Genomic DNA, 15,915 nt, shown 5'->3' on the forward strand with positions numbered 1-15,915 from the left:
ATCGCCGAGCCTCTACCGTCGACCGGGCCGCCGGGCCCGTCGGCGGGACCCGTTCGGGAGAGGTGTTCGGAGATGGACCAGCGCGCCCGGGTGGTCGGGGTGGGGATGATCCCCTTCACGACGCCGAGCAGGAGCGAGCCCTCCGACGTGATGGGCGAGCGGGGCGTCCGGGCCGCGCTCGCCGACGCCGGCGTCGGGTACTCCGCCGTGCAGCAGGCCCACGTCGGCTATGTGTACGGCGACTCGACATCCGGGCAGGCCGCCCTCTACCGCGTCGGCCCGGACGGCTCGGTCGCGATCGCCGCGCAGGCGATGACGACCGACACCCCGTGGTCCGGCGCGTGAGCCCCCGAGGGACGTGGAGAGGTTGACGGGCGTGCCTCGGGGTGGCGTGTCGCGGCCCGCACCCGCCCGCGGCACCCGCCCGCGCAACCGGCGGGCGCTGATCGTCGCGGCGGCCGTCGAGCTGTTCCACCGCGTCGGGTACGCCGGGGTGTCGATGAGCGACATCGCCGCCGCGGTCAACGTCGCCCCGTCGGCGCTGTACCGGCACTTCCCCGGCAAGACCGACCTGTTCGTCGCGGCGGCCCGCGCCGCGCTGGTGCCCACGGCCGAGTGCCTCGCCGCGTCGGACGCGTGGTCGCTCGACGAGCTCGCACGGGAGCTGGCCGCCGTCACGCTCGACCACCGCGAGGCCGGGGTGCTCTGGCAGCGGGAGGCGCGGCTGCTGCCGCTCGACCTGCGCCGCGAGGTGCGCGGCGACCTGCGCGAGGTCGCCCGGGTGCTGACCGCGCGGATCGCCCGGTACCGCCCGGACGTGGGCCCCGAGCAGGCCGACCTGCTGTCCTGGTCGGCGCTGGCCGCGCTGTCCAGCGTGTCGTTCCACCCGCTGCGGCCCGCCCGGTTCGACGCCGTGCTCGCCGACGTCGTCGAGCGGGTGATCGGCGCGCCCGTCGCCGACGCGGCCGGCACCGGCGGGCCCGGCACCGGCGCGGGCCTGGTCCCGCGGACGCGCCGGGAGCGGGTGCTGCGCGAGGCGAGCGGGCTGTTCTCGGCCCGCGGGTTCGCCGCCGTCACCGTCGACGACATCGGCGAGGCGGTCGGCATCGCCGGCCCCAGCGTCTACCACCACTTCCCCGGCAAGCAGGACCTCCTGCTCGCCGCGCTCGACCGCGGCAACGAGTGGCTCTGGATGGAGCTCGACATCGCGCTCGCCGCCGCCCACGACGAGGCCGACGCGCTGCGCCGGCTGCTCGACAGCTTCGTGCGGCTGGCGACGCTGCGCCACGACCTGGTCGACACCGTGCTCGGTGACCTCCGTCAGCTCCCCGAGGCCGACCGGCAGCGCGCGCTGCAGGCCCAGCACGACTACGTCACCGAGTGGACCGAGCTCCTGCGCGCCGTGCGGCCCGACCTCGACGCCGTGGCCGCCCGGGTGCGGGTGCTGGCGCTGCTGATGATCGTCAACGACGGGGCGCAGACCCCGCACCTCGCCCGCCGGCCCGGCTTCCCGGCGGCCATCCGGTCGGTGGCGGCGCACCTGCTGGGCGTCGACCCGCACCGACCCTGATCCGGTCGTCCTCCGGGATCAGCGCCACCCGCCGTCCACCCGCAGCACCGCCCCCGTCGCGTACGACGACGCCGACGTCGCGAAGTACAGCACCGCCCCCACGATCTCCCGCGGGTCTCCGCACCGGCCCAGCGCCACCTGCGCCTCCATCGACTCCCGCACGCCCTCGGGCCAGTGCTCGGCGATGTCGGTCAGGAACGGGCCCGCCTGGACCGTGTTGACCCGCACCGTGGGCCCGAACGCCTGCGCGAAACCCTCGCTCAACACGTGCAGCCCCGCCTTCGCCGCCGCGTAGGGCAGCGCCTGCGGCGACGGCCGGACCGCCTCGATCGACCCGATGTTCACGATCGAGCCGCCCCCGTCCCGCACCATCCGCGACCCGACCGCCGCGGTGAGCCGGAACGGGCCGCGCAGGTTGACCGCCACGACCTTGTCGAACAGCGCCTCGCTCACCTCCTCCAGGCTCGGGTACAACGGCGAGAGCCCGGCGTTGTTGACCAGCACGTCGACCCGCCCGAACTCGCCGTAGACCGTCTCGACCAGCCGGTCGCACTCCCCCCAGTCGCTGACGTTGAACGCCACCGGGAGCGCCTCGACACCGAACCGGCCGCGGACCTCGTCCGCGACCGCCGCGCAGTTGTCGAGCTTGCGACTGGCCACCACCACCCGCGCGCCCCGCTCGGCGAAGGCGAGCACCATCTCCCGCCCCATGCCCCTGCTGCCGCCGGTCACGACGACGACCCTGTCCCTCAGTTCGTCCACGCGGCGATCGTCGCCGACGCCGGTGACCCCCGTCGAACCGGACGCGGCGCGCCGCGGCTCGATGCGGATGTTCGACGGCCTCCAGCGGATATCGGCCCCTCCGACCGGCTCCTACGGTCGGGGGGTGCACGACGACGAGAACACCCCGGCCCTGCACGGCGTCCGCGTCCTCGAGCTCGGGACGCTCATCGCCGGCCCGTTCTGCGGGCGGCTGCTCGCCGACCACGGCGCCGACGTCGTGAAGGTGGAGGCGCCGGACCGGCCCGACCCGCTGCGGGACTGGGGCCAGGCCGAGCTCGACGGCCACCACTTCTTCTGGACCGTGCACGCCCGCGGCAAGCGCTGCATCACCCTCGACCTGCGCCGGCCCCGCGGCCGCGAGGTGTTCCTCGACCTCGTCGAGCACGCCGACGTCGTCGTCGAGAGCTTCCGGCCGGGCACCCTGGAGAAGTGGGGGCTGGGGCCCGACGTGCTCGCCGAGCGCAACCCCCGCCTCGTCCTCGCCCGCGTGTCGGGCTACGGCCAGACCGGCCCGCACAGCAGCCGCCCCGGCTACGCCTCGGTCGCGGAGGCCGTCAGCGGCATGCGCCACCTCAACGGCTTCCCCGGCGGCCCGCCACCGCGCGCCGCGCTGTCGATCGGGGACTCCCTCGCCGGGATGTTCGCCGTGCAGGGCGTGCTCACCGCCCTGTGGTCGCGCGACCGCCCCGGGTCCGACGGCCGCGGGCAGGTCGTCGACGTCTCCCTGGCCGAGTCCTGCCTGGCCCTGCTGGAGTCGACCATCCCGGACTACTCCGCGACCGGGCTGGTGCGCGGACCCGGCGGCACCCGCCTCGACGGCCTCGCCCCGTCCAACCTCTACCGTTGCGCCGACGACCGCTGGCTGATCATCGCCGCCAACCAGGACACCGTCTTCGGGCGCCTGTGCACCGCCATGGGCCGACCCGGGCTCGCGGAGGATCCCCGCTTCGCCACCCACACCGCCCGCGGCCGCCACCAGGACGACATCGACGCGATCGTCGCCGACTGGGCCGCCGGCCACGACGCCGACGCCCTCACCGCCCTGCTGGAGTCGGCCGGCGTGGTCGTCGGGCCGGTCAACACCGTCGCCGACGTCGTCACCGACCCGCAGTTCCGGGCCCGCGACATGCTCGTGCCCCACCGCGACGAGGCCATCGGCCGCGACGTCCTCGGGCCCGGCGTCGTCCCGAAGCTCTCCCGCACCCCCGGCTCCGTGCGCTGGGCCGGCCCGCCCCGACCCGGCACCCACACCGCCGAGGTGCTCACCGAGCTGCTCGGCCTGGACGCCGCGCAGCTCGACGCCCTCGCCGCCGAGAACGTCACCTGACAGGAGCACCCGTGCCACTGCACCTCCCGCCCGCCGTCGACCTGCGCGAGGTCGGGCTGCGCGACGGCCTGCAGCTCGAGGCCCCGCTGCCGACCGCGACCAAGCTGGAGATCCTCGACGCCGTCGTCGCCACCGGGGTGCGCCGCGTCGAGGTCACCTCGTTCGTCTCCCCCACCGCCGTCCCCGCGCTCGCCGACGCCGAGCAGGTCGTCGCCGAGCTGGGCCGCTGGCCCGGCGTGGCGTTCTCCGCGCTCGTCGCCGGGTTCGGCGGGGCCCGGCGCGCCGTGGCCGCGGGCCTGCCGCACCTGGAGTACGTCGTCTCCGCCTCCGACGGCCACAGCCGCGCCAACGCCCGCCGCACCAGCGACGAGGCCGTCGCCGCCACCCGCGACATCGCCGCCCTCGCCCACGACGCCGGCGGCCGGTGCGAGGCGATCATCGCCGTCGCCTGGGACTGCCCCTTCGACGGACCGACCCCGGTCGCCCGCACCGTCGACGTGGCCAGGCGTGCCGTCGACCTCGGCGCGGACCAGCTGTGCCTGGGCGACACCATCGGCTCCACCGTGCCGGGCCGGGTCGTCGAGCTCGTCGACGCCGTGCGCGACGCGTGCCCCGGCGTCGACGTCGGGGTGCACCTGCACAACAGCCGCGGTGCCGGGCTCGCCTGCGTCCTGGCCGCTGTACAGGTGGGCGTCACCAGCATCGACGCCGCCGTCGGCGGCCTGGGTGGCTGCCCGTTCGCGCCGGGAGCGAGCGGGAACATCGCCACCGAGGAGGTCGTCCACATGCTCGAGGGCTCCGGCGTGCGCACCGGCCTCGACCTCGACCGCGTGCTGGCCGCCGCCGCGGTCGTCGAGCGGGCCGTCGGCCACGGGCTCCCGAGCAACCTCCACCGCGCCGGCGGCGCGGCCCGGCCGATCACGCCCGCGGGGTGACCACGGCCCTGCGCGTGGCGGGGACGGCGACCAGCAGCCCCGCACCGACCAGCCCGAAGACCGCGAAGAGGTAGAAGTTCCACTGGTAGCCCGCGCCGCTCCCGGCGACCAGGCCGCCGAGGATCGGGCCGAGGACGGCACCGATCCGGCCGATCCCCAGCGACCACCCGAGCGCCGTGGCGCGGCTGGTCGCCGGGTAGTGCACCGCGACGAAGCCGTTGACGAGGATCTGCGCCCCGGTGCCGAACCCCGCGACCGCGACGAGCAGGACGAGGAGCGCGAGGCCGACGTCGACGCTGAGCAGCAGGACGCTCAGCGCGGCGACGAGGAACGCCCCGATGGCGACCGGCTTGATCCCGATCCGGTCCGCGAGCCGGGACGCCGCGATGGTCCCGACGATCCCGCCGGTGTTGAGCGCCAGCAGGAACAGCAGCGAGCTGCCCAGCGCGTACCCGGCCGTCCGCATGATGTTCGGGAGCCAGGTGTTCAGGCCGTAGACCAGCAGCAGCCCGCAGAAGCTGGCTCCCGCGAAGAGCAGGGTGGCCGCCAGGTACCGGCGCTGGAACAGCGTCCGGATCCCGGCGAGCCGGTCGGTCGGGGCGGTGCCGGCGGCGGTGGTGTCGGTGGCGGTGTCGGTGCCGGCGTCGCCCGCCGGGACGATGTCGTCGAGCTCCAGCCCGTACTGCACGGCGAGCGCGCGCGCCTCCTCGTGCCGCCCTCGCGACGCCAGGAACGCCACCGACTCGGGCAGGTACCGCCAGGCCACCGGCAGCACGAGGACCAGCGGGAGGGCCCCGACCGCGTACATCACGCGGAAGTCGACGTGGGGCAGGAGCAGGATCCCGAGCAGGGCGGTGAGGATGCCGCCGATGAAGAAGCCGCTGTACATCAGCGCGTTGTTGAGCTGGCGGCGGTCCTTCGGCGAGTACTCCACCGTGAGCGCGATCGCCGTCGGCACCACGCCGCCCAGGCCCAGCCCGGCGACGAACCGGACCAGCCCCAGCACCTCCGGGCTCGGGGCCAGCGCCGAGAGCCCCATCGCCACGGAGAACCACGCGATGGAGACCAGCATGATCCTCCGGCGGCCGAGGATGTCGGTGAGCGCGCCGACCGCCAGGGTGCCGATGAGCATCCCGAGCAGGGCGTAGCTGCCGATCGCGCCCGCCTGCGCCGGCGAGACCGCCCACGGCTCGTGGGCGAGGATCGACGGGATCGTGGTGCCGAAGACGACGAGGTCGTACCCGTCGAAGACGATGCTGACGAAGCAGATCAGCACGACGAACGTCGGGCTGCGGCGCGGCAGGGCCGACGCACTGGAGGCGAGCGACATCGATGACCTCACGGGGTTCGAGGGGGACGTGAGGGGAGGGTCGGCGCCGCACCGGGCGAGCGGAACCCGGATCGTCATTGAACGGACGGGCGGCTTCCGCACTCCCGGCCCGACGACGACCATCGGACGGCATGGCCCCCTCTCCCTCAGGCACGCCCCGCATCGCCGTCGTCGGCGGCGGGATCGGCGGTCTCGCCACCGCCGCCTTCCTGGACCGGGCCGGGCTGTCGTGCACGGTCCACGAGCAGGCGCCGGCGATCACGGAGGTGGGCGCCGGCCTCGTGCTGGCCCCGAACGCGGTCCGGCTGCTGCGCCGCATCGGCGCGATGGACCGGTTGCGGGGGCGGGCGGTCCCGCTGGACGTGGGGTGGGAGTTCCGCCGCTGGGCCGACGGCCGGGTGCTGTCCGCGGAGAACCTCGCGGAGGCGTGCGAGCGGCTCTACGGCGAGCGCACCTACGCGGTGCACCGGGCCGATCTCGTCGCGGCGGTCGCGGCCGCCGTGCCGCCGGGCGCGCTGCGCCTGGGCAGGCGCTGCACGTCGGTGTCGGTGCGGGGCGACGGCGCGGAGCTCCGGTTCGCCGACGGCTCCGTGGTCGGGGCCGACGTCGTGATCGGCGCGGACGGGGTGCACTCGGCCGTCCGGGCCGCGGTGCTCGGCACGGAGCAGCAGACCCCCGCGACCTACTCGGGGATCTGCGCCTTCCGGGCCACCGTGCCGGCCGAGCGGGCCCCGGACTTCGCCCGGCGCCCCGCGCAGACCCTGTGGATCGGCCCCGGGCACCACCTCGTGCACTACCCCGTCTCCGGCAGGCGGGCCGTCAACCTCGTCGCCTTCGCGCCGGCGGGCGACTACACGGTCGAGTCGTGGAGCGCCACCGCCGACGTCGAGGAGTTCCTCGCCGAGTTCGCCGGCTGGGACCCCCGCCTGCAGGACCTGGTCCGCCACGCCGGCCGGCCCGGCCGGTGGGCGCTGCTCGACCGCGCGCCGCTGACCCGGTGGTCGCGCGGCCCGGTCACGCTGCTCGGCGACGCCGCGCACCCGATGTTCCCCTTCTTCGCCCAGGGCGCCGCCCAGTCGATCGAGGACGCCGCGGTCCTGGCCCGCTGCCTCGCCGACGACCCGGGCGACCCGGCCGCGGCGCTGCGGCGCTACGAGCGGCAGCGCATCGCGCGCACCACGCGCCTGCAGGAGGTCAGCCACGCGCGGGCGCACGTGAACCACCTGCCCGACGGGCCCGAGCAGGAGGCGCGGGACGCGGCGCTGGCCGGGGCCGACCCGCTCGTCGCCAACGGCTGGATCTACGCCCACGACGCCGAGGCCGACCCGGCCGCCGTCTGACGAGCACGACCCCCACCCCGACGACGAGGAGACGCGTGTGGAGCTGTTCAGCGAGGAGCGGTCGGCGGAGGTGGTGGCGGCGAGCTTCGCCGGCACCCCGGACCCGCGCCTGAGGGAGGTCCTGTCGGCGCTGGTGGGGCACCTGCACGCGTTCGTCAAGGAGGTCGGGCTCACCGACGACGAGTGGGGCGCGGCGATCGACTTCCTCACCCGGACCGGGCAGATGTCCGACGACGTGCGCCAGGAGTTCGTGCTGCTCTCCGACGTGCTCGGGGTGTCGATGCTGGTCGAGACGGTCAACCACCGCACCGGCGGCGCGTCGACGGAGTCGACGGTCCTCGGGCCGTTCCACATGGTCGAGAGCCCGCCGCGCCCGCTGGGGGCCGACATCGCCCTGGACGGGAAGGGCGAGCCCTGCCTGGTCACGGGACGGGTCACCGGTCCGGACGGCGAGCCGCTGGCGGGCGCGCTGGTGGACGTGTGGCAGGCCGACGACGAGGGCTTCTACGACGTGCAGCAGCCCGGCGTCCAGCCCGAGCGCAACCTGCGCGGCCTGTTCACCGCCGACTCCGACGGCGCGTTCCGGTTCCGCACGATCGTGCCGCGGTACTACCCGATCCCCGCCGACGGCCCGGTCGGCGAGCTGCTCGCCGCCACCGGGCGGCACCCGTACCGCCCGGCCCACGTCCACGTCATCGTGAGCGCGCCCGGGTACCGGCCGGTGACCACGCACCTGTTCGTCGACGACAGCCCCTACCTCGACTCCGATGCGGTGTTCGGGGTGAAGGAGAGCCTGGTGCGGGAGTTCCCCCTGGTCGACGACGCGGAGCGGGCCGCGGCGGCCGGACTCCCGAACCCGTTCCGCGCGGTGCGCTTCGACGTCACACTGCTGCGCGGCGACGCACCGCCGCCCGCGGCCTGACCCCGGAGCCGGCCGGGACCCACCCCAGCCGGCGCGAGATGCCCAGCCCGCTCGCGACGAGCGACGGCACGACCGCGGCCAGCGGGACCGATCCGGTCCGCACCACGCCCGACAGCGCGGCCACCACCCGGTCGTCGGCGTCCATGATCCGGGTCGCGACGGAGTCCGCGCCGGTCGTCAGCTCGCCGTGCACGACCGCCGTCCCGGTCCGGCGGCAGTCCGACAGGTCGCCGCGCAGCCGGACCGGGTCGACGATCGTCCGCGGGGTGAAGCGCTCGAAGCCGCGTTCCCCCAGCACGTCGAACAGCGCCGGGCCGCCGTGGGCGAGCAGCACCTTGCCCACCGCCGAGCAGTGCAGCGGCAGCCCGCCGCCCACCTGGGACACGAGGGTGACGGCGCTCGGGGCGGACCGCCGCTCGACGACCACCGCCTCGTGCCCCTCCAGCACCGCGAGCTGCACGTGCTGCTGCAGCGCGGTGTAGAGGTCGTCCATGAACGGCAGGGCGACCGTGCGCAGCGGCTCGGTCAGCGGCGCGAGGGCGCCCAGCTGCCACAGCCGGGTCCCCACGGTCAGCACCCCGTCGGGTCCCCGGTCCAGCGCCCCGGCGGCCACGAGCTCCAGCGCGAGCCGGCGCACGGTCGCCTGGGGCAGTCCGGTCCGGCGGGCGAGCCCGGCCAGGGTGGTGCGGGTGTGCCCCGGCCCGAAGGCGAAGAGCACCTCGAGGAGCCGCGAGCTGACGCTGCGGCCCAGCTCACTGGTGGGTGGCACGTCCGCCCCTCACCCGAGCCGGACGCGGACGGGGATGCTGCCCCAGGCGCGCAGGGTGTTGTTGTGGTGCCGGACGGTCGGCGCGGCGAGCTCGATGCTCCGCACCCGCCCGGCCAGCGCGGTGAGCAGGGCCTCCGCCTCCAGGCGGGCGATGTGCTGGCCGACGCACTGGTGGATGCCCATGCCGAAGCCGACGTGGCCGGAGGGGTCGCGGGACAGGTCGAAGGAGTCGGGGTCCTCCCAGCGCCGGGGGTCGCGGTTGGCCGCGCCGAGGAACAGCAGGACCTTCCGCCCGTCCGGCACGACGTGGTCGCCGACCCGGACGTCGGTGGTCGTCGTGCGGAAGAAGGTCTGCACCGGCGACTCCCAGCGCACCGCCTCGTCGAACGCGGCCCGCGCCAGGTGCGGTTGCTCGCGCAGCCGCCGCCACTGGTCGGGGTGCGTCGCGAGGGCGTAGAGGGTCGCGGACAGGCCGTGCACGGTGGTGTCCACGCCGGCCAGGAGCAGGGAGCGGACGACCAGCGGTGCCTGTTCCGCGGTGATGTCGCCGCGGTCCGCGGCGGCCCAGATCCGGGCGCCGATGCCGTCGCCGGACAGGGTGTCGCGCCGGCAGCGCGAGGCCACCCAGGCCGACAGCTCCGGCAGCCGCGGCTCGCCCTTGCGGACCAGGTCGTTGGGCGGCCCGAACGCGTTGAAGTTGTGGTCGCCGAGCGGGAGGAGCTGCTCGCGGCCCTCCCGCGGGATCCCGACGGCGTCCGGGAAGACCCGCAGGGGGAACGCCTCGGCCAGCCGGGCCACCGCGTCGAACTCGTCGCCGTCGGCCAGCACCCGGTCGACCAGCTCCCGCGCGTCGGCGAACCAGGCGTCCCGCAGGCGGCGCAGCGCACCCGGCCCGAGGACCGCGCGCAGCACGCGCCGCGGGGCGTCGTGGCGCGGCGGGTCGTTCTCCAGCAGCAGGCTGGCCGGCCGCCACGGCTCCTCGTGGCGGAAGTTCGACAGCCCCACGCCCGCACCGGACTGGAACGCCTGCCAGTCGACGAGCGCGGCGTGCACCTCCCGGTAGCGGGCGAGGGCGTACACGTCGTACTCCGTCAGGTGGACGAGCGGCCCGGCGTCGCGGAGCGCGGCGTGCAGGGGCAGCGGGTCCTCGAGCACGTCGTGGCCGAAGGGGTCGGTGGGGTCGACGGGAGGTGCGGTGTGTGCGGTGATCACGGGTGGGCCTCCGGTGGGTGGCGCGGGGTCAGAGGTCGAGGACGAGCCGGTCGCTGCGGGCGCGGGACACGCAGACGAACATGCACCCGCCCGCCCGGCGCTCGTCGTCGTCGAGCAGGGCGTCGCGGTGGTCGGGCTCGCCGGCGAGGACGGTGACCTCGCACGTGCCGCAGACGCCCTGGCGGCACGACGAGAGGACCTCCACGCCCACGTCGTCGAGCGCCTCGAGCACGGTCCGGTGCGGCGGGACGGTCAGGACGACGCCGGACCGCGCGAGCTCGACGTCGAACGGGGCCCGGCGCACCGGCGCCGCGGGCTCGGCGGCGACGAACCGCTCCGTGCGCAGGGCGTGCGGGGGCCAGGAGGAGCAGGCGGCCTGCACCGCGTCCAGGAGCGGGGCGGGGCCGCAGGCGTACACCGCCGTCCCGGGCGCCGGGGTGTCGAGGAAGCGGTGCAGGTCGGGATGGCCGGCCTCGTCCCGGGGAACGACCTCGACCCGGTCGCCGTAGCGGGACAGCTCGTCGACGAACGCCATCGACGCCCGGCGCCGCCCGCCGTAGAGCAGCCGCCAGTCCGCGCCGAGCAGGTCCGCCTGCCGGACCATCGGCAGCAGGGGCGTGATGCCGATGCCGCCCGCCACGAACAGGTACCGGTCGGCGGGGACGAGCGCGAAGCGGTTCCGCGGCCCGCCCACCCCGACGAGGTCGCCGACCCGCAGCACGTCGTGGACGTACGCGGACCCGCCCCGGCCGGCCTCCTCGCGCAGCACCCCGATCCGGTAGGCGTGCGGGTCCCAGCGGTCCCCGCACAGCGAGTACTGGCGGGTCGTCCCGTCGGGCAGGACCAGGTCGATGTGGGCACCGGGCGTCCAGTCCGGCAGGCGGAGCCCGGACGGCGACGCCAGTTCCAGCGCGACCACCCCGTCGGCGACGACCGTCCTGGCCGTGACGCGCAGCGTGGCGGCGTCGGCGGCGGCCCCGCCCGTCGCCGGCCCGTCCGTGCTCGTGAGTGTGTGCACCCGACCTCCTCGTCGTCCCGGGGAACGCTCCGGCAGGTCGCGCCGAGGGCGAAGCGTCTTCTCAATGGATGAGAGAGGTCGCTGGTCGTCGCTGCTCAGGGCGGCCATGATGGCGACGTGCCACGGACCGCGACCGGTGAGTCGTCCCTCGCGCGCGCCATCCGGATCCTCGCCGCGTTCACCCCGGACACCCCGTCGCTGACCGTCTCGGAGATCGCCCGCAGCGCGGGCCTGCACACCGCGACCGCCTCCCGCCTGATCGCCGAGCTCACCGCGCACGGGCTGCTCGAGCGCGGCCCCGACCGGCAGGTCCGCACCGGTGTGCGGCTGTGGGAGCTCGCCGTCCGGGCCTCGCCGACGCGGTCGTTGCGCGAGGCCGCCCTGCCCTATCTCGAGGACGTCCACGCCGTCGTCGGGCACCACGCGCAGCTCGGCGTGCTCGACGGCGACGACGTGCTGTTCGTCGAACGCCTCACCGCGCGCCACGCGGTGCTCAACTACTCCCGGATCGCCGGCCGGCTGCCGCTGCACATCTCCTCGTCGGGGCACGTGCTCCTCGCCCACGGCCCGCCCGAGCTGCAGGAGCGCATCCTCGACGGCCCCCTCCCCCGCTACTCCGCGACCACGATCACCGACCCGCGGGCGCTGCGCGCGGCGCTCGCCGACACCCGGCGCCTGGGCTACGCCCTGGTCGAGGGCCACGTGCACGAGGACGCGGCGGGCGTCGCCGTCCCGGTGCGCGACGCCCTCAACGCGGTGGTGGCCGCGCTGTCGGTGATCGTCCCGAACGACGGGCGCGCGCCGACCTACGTGCCCGCGCTCCTCGCCGCCGCCCGCGGGGTCGGCCGGTCCCTGGCCACGACCCGCTCGCCCCGCTAGGAGCGCGGCGGTCGTCCGCTCAACGGTCGACCGGGTTCCGCGCCCCGGACCCGCCGCCGACGATGCGACCCATGGTCACCCCGTCAGCCACCGCACCGCACGCCGCCGCCGTCCACGACCGCCGCACCACGACGGTCGCCGAGGCGGTCGGGCGGACCCTGGCGCACCTCGGTGTGCGCCGGGCCTTCGGGGTCGTGGGCAGCGGCAACTTCCACGTCACCAACGCCCTGGTCGCCGCGGGCGCGGAGTTCGTCGCGGCGCGGCACGAGCACGGGGCCGCGGTGATGGCGGACGCCTACGCGCGGGCCACCGGCGAGGTCACCGTCGCGAGCCTGCACCAGGGCTGCGGCCTCACCAACGCCCTCACCGGCATCACCGAGGCGGCCAAGAGCCGCACCCCGCTGCTGGTGGTCACCGGGGACACCTCGCCCACGCAGTCCGGGTCGAACTTCTGGATCGAGCAGGAGGCCGCCGTGCGCGCGGTCGGCGCGCACTCGGAGCGGGTCCACGGCGCGGCGACGGCGGTGGCCGACGCCGCGCGGGCGTACTGCCGGGCGCTGCTCGAGCGCCGCACGGTCGTGCTGCACCTCGCCCTCGACGTGCAGCAGCAGGAGCTGGGGTGGTCGCCCGGGGACGTGCCGGCGGTCCCCGAGCGCCTCGTGCCGACCGCCTCCGCGGAGGGCGTGCGGCGCCTGGCCGACCTGCTGGCGGACGCGCGCCGGCCGGTGCTGGTCGCCGGCCGCGGCGCGCTGCACGCCCGCGCGGAGATCGAGGGGCTCGCCGGGGCGGCCGGCGCCCTGCTCACCACCTCCGCGGTCGCGCGGGGCCTGTTCGCCGGCGACCCGTGGGACCTCGACGTGATGGGCGGCTTCGCCACCCCGACCGCGGCCGCGCTCGTCGCCGACGCGGACGTGGTGGTCGCGTTCGGCGCGGCGCTCAACCCGTGGACGACGCGGGCCGGGCAGCTGATCGGGCCCGGCGCCCGGGTGGCGCAGGTCGACCTCGACCTCGACGCCATCGGCCGCCACCGCCCCGCCGACCTGGGCGTGCAGGGCGACAGCGCCACGACCGCCGCCGCGGTGGCCGTCGAGCTGACGAGCCGGGGCCGCGTCGGTCCGGGGTACCGGACGGACGAGGTCGCCGAGCGCCTCGCGTCGGGCAGGCGGTGGCAGGACGAGCCGTTCGACGACACCTCCGACGGCAGCCGGATCGACCCGCGCACCCTGACCATCGCCCTGGACCGGATGCTGCCCGCCGAGCGCGTCGTCGTGCCCGACGGCGGCAACTTCAACGGCTACCCCGCGATGTTCCTCGAGGTGCCCGACCACCGCGGCTACTGCCTGCCGCTGGCGTTCCAGTCCATCGGCATGGCCCTGGCCGCGGCGATCGGGGCGGCGGTGGCGACGCCCGACCGGCTCACCGTGGCCGGGATCGGCGACGGCGGGTTCATGATGTGCCTGGCGGAGCTCGACACCGCCGTCCGCCTCGGCCTCCCGCTCGTCGTCGTCGTGTACGACGACGCGGCGTACGGCGCCGAGGTCCACCACTTCCCCGGGTTCCCCCTGGACACCGTGGTGTTCCCGGACACCGACATCGCCGCGATCGCCCGCGGTTTCGGGTGCACCGGGGTCACGGTGCGCGCGGAGGAGGACCTCGGCCCGGTCCGGTCGTGGCTCGACGGGCCGCGGACCACACCGCTCGTCGTCGACGCCAAGATCAGCAGCTTCCCGTCCTGGGTGCTGGCGCACTCGTTCAGCGACGAGGACTAGACCGGCCGACGGCCGACCTCACAGCAGGACGACGACCGCGAGGAGGCCGGCCAGTGCGACGGTCTGGAGGACGGCGCGGGGCGTGATCACGCCGTCCCAGCGCCGCTGGAGCTCGGCGGTGTCGGCGGGCACCGTGCGGGTGGCGGCCGCGGCGCGGAGCCGCTTGTTGATCGGCGCGCTGATGCGCAGGTAGATCACGAGCCAGGCGATCAGGGCGACGAGGGCCGCGGCACCGGCGAGGCGCGCCGGGCCGGTGCCCGCGGTGGCGGTGGCGGCCGCGGCGGCGACGATGGACAGCACGCCGGGCACCGGGAGCCGGCGGTCGCCGAACTCGTGGATCCGGCCGAGCAGGTCGGCCACCGAGGAGTCGGCCGCGCCGGCGGCGGCGGGCCGCACGACCAGCGCGCAGAACAGGTCGGTGCCGTAGATGACGGCGGTGCTGAGGACGCCGACGAGTGCGGCGACGAGCGCGAACGTGGTCATGGCGGTGGTGTTCCTCGCGTGGGGGGTGGGGGCGGCGCGTCGTCGGACCGGAGGCGGGCGAGGCCGTCGGTCAGCGCGTCGTCGAGCAGGGCGTGCAGGCCGTCGCCGTCGGCGACGACGCGGCCCACGGCGCGCAGCGCGACGAGCCCGTGGGCGGTCGCCCACAGCCGCAGCACCCGCGGCCCGGGCTCGGTGTCGCCGGCCGCGGTGAGCAGTGCGCCGAGGAGGTCGCCGACGGCCTGCCCGTCGTCCCAGGCGTCGGCGGCCGGGACGCGGACGCCGTCGAGGCCGTACATGAGCTGGTAGAGCTCGGCCTCGGTCAGGGCGAAGTCGAGGTAGGCGTGCGCCGCGCGCCGGATCGCCGGGACCGCGGCGGTGTCGCCGTGCGCGGTCCCGTCGCCGGGTGCGGCGGCCGCCGCGGCCATGGCGTCGTGCAGGCGGCGGAACCCGTCGCGGACGAGGGCGAGGAGGATGTCGTCGCGGCCGGTGAAGTAGCGGTAGGCGAAGTTCGCCGAGTAGTCGATCTCGTCGGCGAGCCTGCGCATGGTCACCGCCTGCCACCCGTCCCGGCGGGCCACGTCGTGCGCCGCGGCCAGGATCGTGTCGCGGGCGGCGGCGCGTTCCCGGTCCCGGCGCCGCTGCGCCGGCGTGGCCGCGGCCCGGTCCGGCCCGTCGGAGGTCACGCGCCCGGGCCCCGGCCGCCGTCCTCGCCGGTGAGCTGGGCGAGGAACCGGTCGGTGTCGAGCTGGTCCCAGTGCTCGACGGCCATCCCGTCGACGACGCGCCAGATGTCGATGGAGTGCATGACGACCGGGCGCCCGGTGGGCGGCAGGCCCATGAACGGGCCCTGGAAGGTCGCGCGGTAGGTGAAGCGGCCCGCGACCCGGTCGCCGTCGACGAGGACGTCCTCGAGGGTCACCTCGGTGTCGGGGAACGCCGCGAACCAGCCGGTCCACAGGGCCCGGTTGGCCTCGCGGCCGTCGTCGGTCCAGGCGTTGTGGTTGACGTAGTCCTCGGCGACGAACCCGTCGACGGCGTCCGGGTCGTGGCCGTTCATCAGGTCGGCGAACGCGTGGGCGACGGTGGCGGGGAGGTTCTGACTGGTCATGGCGCGCCTCTCGGTTGGTTACTGTGTAACCAGTGTGTACGCCGTAACCAGACGAGAGCGAGGAGAGGTGGCGCAGGTCACACCCCGGCCCGGCGCATGGCCAGCACCGCGACGGTGTCCCCCGTGCTGGCCAGGCACATCGCCACGGCGAACCCGCGGGCCCGCCCGGGCAGCGTGGTGCCGCGCAGCACGTACGCGGCCATCGCCAGGTTCGTGGCGGCCCGGACGGCCAGCCACGCCCAGCGCGGCCGTCCGCCGAGCAGGGCGGGCACCAGCGCGAGGTCGACGACGCCCAGGGCGCGGGCGGGACCCGTCGCGGACACCCCGATCAGCGGGCCGATGCGGTCGGGCGCCAGCAGCAGCCCGGCCCCGGCCACCGTGGTGACCGCGGCGACGACACCGGTGGCCCGCTCCCCCTGCTCGGCCGTCACTCCGTTGATCATGTCTCTCCTCGGGACTCGTCGTGCAGG

Annotated in this window: 17 protein-coding genes; 8 read left to right on the top strand and 9 right to left on the bottom strand. The window is 75.9% G+C overall.

The window, feature by feature from the left end:
* Window positions 1-72 precede the first annotated feature (72 nt).
* Window positions 73-345, top strand: a complete 273-nt coding sequence (locus tag HOP40_RS32480; protein ID WP_205347001.1) for a hypothetical protein — start codon at window positions 73-75, stop codon at window positions 343-345.
* 46 nt (window positions 346-391) lie between these two features.
* Complete coding sequence (locus HOP40_RS32485) at window positions 392-1,570, top strand: TetR/AcrR family transcriptional regulator (RefSeq protein ID WP_172166780.1); 1,179 nt, start codon at window positions 392-394, stop codon at window positions 1,568-1,570.
* 18 nt (window positions 1,571-1,588) lie between these two features.
* Here the strand turns inward: HOP40_RS32485 and HOP40_RS32490 are convergent, their stop codons facing one another.
* On the bottom strand, window positions 1,589-2,332 hold the full coding sequence (locus HOP40_RS32490; protein ID WP_172166783.1) for an SDR family NAD(P)-dependent oxidoreductase: 744 nt from the start codon (window positions 2,330-2,332) through the stop codon (window positions 1,589-1,591).
* 124 nt (window positions 2,333-2,456) lie between these two features.
* Between HOP40_RS32490 and HOP40_RS32495 the strand changes: the two genes are divergently transcribed.
* Window positions 2,457-3,680 carry a CaiB/BaiF CoA transferase family protein gene (locus HOP40_RS32495; RefSeq protein WP_240157396.1) on the top strand — a complete coding sequence of 408 codons (1,224 nt, stop codon included), beginning with the start codon at window positions 2,457-2,459 and terminating at the stop codon, window positions 3,678-3,680.
* 11 nt (window positions 3,681-3,691) lie between these two features.
* On the top strand, window positions 3,692-4,615 hold the full coding sequence (locus HOP40_RS32500; RefSeq protein ID WP_172166786.1) for a hydroxymethylglutaryl-CoA lyase: 924 nt from the start codon (window positions 3,692-3,694) through the stop codon (window positions 4,613-4,615).
* Here HOP40_RS32500 and HOP40_RS32505 read toward each other — a convergent pair.
* Window positions 4,599-5,945 (bottom strand): MFS transporter, encoded by a 1,347-nt coding sequence (locus HOP40_RS32505; RefSeq protein ID WP_240157397.1) that lies wholly within the window; start codon window positions 5,943-5,945, stop codon window positions 4,599-4,601. The two genes, HOP40_RS32500 and HOP40_RS32505, sit on opposite strands and share 17 nt — an antisense overlap.
* A gap of 131 nt (window positions 5,946-6,076) precedes the next feature.
* On the opposite strand from HOP40_RS32505, the gene HOP40_RS32510 reads away from it, so the two are divergent.
* Together HOP40_RS32510 and HOP40_RS32515 are read left to right on the top strand one after the other, a co-directional pair.
* Complete coding sequence (locus HOP40_RS32510) at window positions 6,077-7,285, top strand: FAD-dependent monooxygenase (RefSeq protein ID WP_172166789.1); 1,209 nt, start codon at window positions 6,077-6,079, stop codon at window positions 7,283-7,285.
* A gap of 37 nt (window positions 7,286-7,322) precedes the next feature.
* On the top strand, window positions 7,323-8,207 hold the full coding sequence (locus HOP40_RS32515) for an intradiol ring-cleavage dioxygenase (protein ID WP_205347002.1): 885 nt from the start codon (window positions 7,323-7,325) through the stop codon (window positions 8,205-8,207).
* Here the strand turns inward: HOP40_RS32515 and HOP40_RS32520 are convergent.
* Genes HOP40_RS32520 through HOP40_RS32530 form a run of 3 tightly spaced genes read right to left on the bottom strand, consistent with a single transcriptional unit; the run spans window position 8,167 to window position 11,206 of the window.
* Window positions 8,167-8,976, bottom strand: coding sequence for an IclR family transcriptional regulator (locus tag HOP40_RS32520; RefSeq protein WP_172166793.1), 810 nt, complete (start codon window positions 8,974-8,976; stop codon window positions 8,167-8,169). The genes HOP40_RS32515 and HOP40_RS32520 overlap by 41 nt on opposite strands.
* A gap of 9 nt (window positions 8,977-8,985) precedes the next feature.
* Window positions 8,986-10,188 carry a cytochrome P450 gene (locus tag HOP40_RS32525; protein WP_172166796.1) on the bottom strand — a complete coding sequence of 401 codons (1,203 nt, stop codon included), beginning with the start codon at window positions 10,186-10,188 and terminating at the stop codon, window positions 8,986-8,988.
* 28 nt (window positions 10,189-10,216) lie between these two features.
* Window positions 10,217-11,206 (bottom strand): PDR/VanB family oxidoreductase, encoded by a 990-nt coding sequence (locus tag HOP40_RS32530; RefSeq protein ID WP_240157398.1) that lies wholly within the window; start codon window positions 11,204-11,206, stop codon window positions 10,217-10,219.
* A gap of 117 nt (window positions 11,207-11,323) precedes the next feature.
* Here HOP40_RS32530 and HOP40_RS32535 point away from each other — a divergent pair, with 117 nt between their 5' ends.
* Window positions 11,324-12,085: an IclR family transcriptional regulator gene (locus tag HOP40_RS32535; RefSeq protein ID WP_172166801.1), complete on the top strand. Its 762-nt coding sequence runs from the start codon at window positions 11,324-11,326 to the stop codon at window positions 12,083-12,085.
* A 71-nt stretch (window positions 12,086-12,156) separates the two neighbouring features.
* Window positions 12,157-13,854, top strand: a complete 1,698-nt coding sequence (locus tag HOP40_RS32540) for a thiamine pyrophosphate-binding protein (RefSeq protein WP_172166803.1) — start codon at window positions 12,157-12,159, stop codon at window positions 13,852-13,854.
* A gap of 18 nt (window positions 13,855-13,872) precedes the next feature.
* Here the strand turns inward: HOP40_RS32540 and HOP40_RS32545 are convergent, their stop codons facing one another.
* The 4 genes from HOP40_RS32545 to HOP40_RS32560 all read right to left on the bottom strand — a co-directional run bounded on the left by HOP40_RS32545 (window position 13,873) and on the right by HOP40_RS32560 (window position 15,888).
* Window positions 13,873-14,337 carry a DUF1772 domain-containing protein gene (locus tag HOP40_RS32545; protein ID WP_172166806.1) on the bottom strand — a complete coding sequence of 155 codons (465 nt, stop codon included), beginning with the start codon at window positions 14,335-14,337 and terminating at the stop codon, window positions 13,873-13,875.
* On the bottom strand, window positions 14,334-15,020 hold the full coding sequence (locus HOP40_RS32550) for a TetR/AcrR family transcriptional regulator (protein ID WP_172166808.1): 687 nt from the start codon (window positions 15,018-15,020) through the stop codon (window positions 14,334-14,336). The genes HOP40_RS32545 and HOP40_RS32550 overlap by 4 nt, the downstream gene beginning before the upstream one ends.
* Window positions 15,017-15,445 carry an ester cyclase gene (locus tag HOP40_RS32555; RefSeq protein ID WP_172166810.1) on the bottom strand — a complete coding sequence of 143 codons (429 nt, stop codon included), beginning with the start codon at window positions 15,443-15,445 and terminating at the stop codon, window positions 15,017-15,019. The genes HOP40_RS32550 and HOP40_RS32555 overlap by 4 nt, the downstream gene beginning before the upstream one ends.
* A 77-nt stretch (window positions 15,446-15,522) precedes the next feature.
* On the bottom strand, window positions 15,523-15,888 hold the full coding sequence (locus HOP40_RS32560; protein ID WP_172166812.1) for a hypothetical protein: 366 nt from the start codon (window positions 15,886-15,888) through the stop codon (window positions 15,523-15,525).
* Window positions 15,889-15,915 lie beyond the last annotated feature (27 nt).

The organism is Pseudonocardia broussonetiae, from assembly GCF_013155125.1.
GTDB classification, from domain to species: domain Bacteria; phylum Actinomycetota; class Actinomycetes; order Mycobacteriales; family Pseudonocardiaceae; genus Pseudonocardia; species Pseudonocardia broussonetiae.